The sequence below is a fragment of the Asaia sp. W19 genome, from assembly GCF_003994335.1.
Classification (GTDB): Bacteria; Pseudomonadota; Alphaproteobacteria; order Acetobacterales; family Acetobacteraceae; genus Asaia.
Window position 1 is genome coordinate 1 of sequence record NZ_PNQZ01000128.1, and the last position, 1,310, is coordinate 1,310.

At 64.4% G+C, this 1,310-nt stretch carries 2 protein-coding genes; both read left to right on the top strand.

The features are described 5' to 3' along the window. Positions 1-600: uroporphyrinogen decarboxylase family protein (locus tag C0V97_RS17265; RefSeq protein WP_305007248.1), on the top strand; the 600-nt coding region annotated here is incomplete at its 5' end. Positions 601-606: 6 nt separating this feature from the next. Continuing rightward, positions 607-1,310: HAD family phosphatase (locus C0V97_RS17270; RefSeq protein WP_127099680.1), on the top strand; the 704-nt coding region annotated here is incomplete at its 3' end.

Consider the following 1,310-nt stretch of genomic DNA (forward strand, 5'->3'; position numbering starts at 1 on the left):
TTCACCGTTTCCTGCTACATGGTCGATGGAGGTTCCTCGCGGGAATTCGGCGTCACCCGCGCCATGGCGCTTCAGGACCCGGATCTCTACGGCGATCTGATCGCCCTGCTGACCGAGGCCACCACCACCATGCTGATCGGTCAGATCGACGCCGGCGCCGAAGCCGTCATGCTGTTCGACAGCTGGGCCGGCCTGTTGCCCCCCTCTCAGTTCCGCAAGCACGTCATTGCCCCGACCCGTGCCATCGTGCAGGGCATTCGTGCAGCTCGCCCGGGTGTGAAGATCATCGGCTTTCCCCGTCTCGCCGGGCTGATGGCGCTGGAATACGCCCGCGAAACCGGCGTGGACGCCCTGGCCTGCGACACTTCGGTCGATATGGCCCGGATGGCAGCTCTCTGCCCCGACACGTTGGCCCTTCAGGGCAATCTCGATCCCATCATTCTGCGCAATGGCGGACAGAGCCTGATCGACGAAGCCCATGCTGTCCGCGATGCGCTGAAGGGACGGCCTCATGTGTTCAATCTCGGTCATGGCGTCATGCCAGACACCCCACCCGAGCATGTCGAGGCGTTGGTCGACGCCGTGCGCGATATTGGCTGATCGGCCATGAGCGCTTTGTCCCCCCATGCCCTCTCCGCCTCGGGCCAGCTACGTCTCGTGATCTTCGATTGCGATGGCGTGCTGATCGACAGCGAGCTGCCTTCATGCCGCCTCGTGGCCCGAGAGGCGCGCGCGCGCGGCATCGAACTGAGCGATGAGGCGGCGCTGGAGCGTTTCGCGGGCAAGGCGCTCGGACAGGTGAAGCGCGAGCTCGAGGCAGAAACCGGGTGCGATTTGGGTGCCGATTACGTTCAGATCATGCAGGACAAGCTGGTCGATCTGATGCGTGACGAGGCCGCGACGATCGACGGTGCTAAAACCATGCTCGCCGGTGTGCGGGCCTTGGGCGTGCCGTTCCGGGTGGGATCGAATTCCTCCTGGCCCGAGATGGAGGTCAAGTTCGCCCGCGTCGGTTTCACCCGCTTCTTCCCGCGTGACCGGATCCATTCGGCGCGCGACATGATGCGGCCCAAACCCGATCCTTATGTCTTTCTTCAAGCTGCCGAACAGGAAGGCGTCGAACCGAACCAATGCGTCGTGATCGAGGATTCGGACACGGGCGTTCAGGCCGCGCATGATGCGGGGATGGCTTGTATCCTGTTCCGTCCCGAAGGCCCTGCCCCGGCTCTCGACTGGCCGGGATTGGAGCGCATCACGCATCTTGACGCGCTGGTGCCCCGTCTCGCCCGGGCCTTGCAGGAGCAGGCACG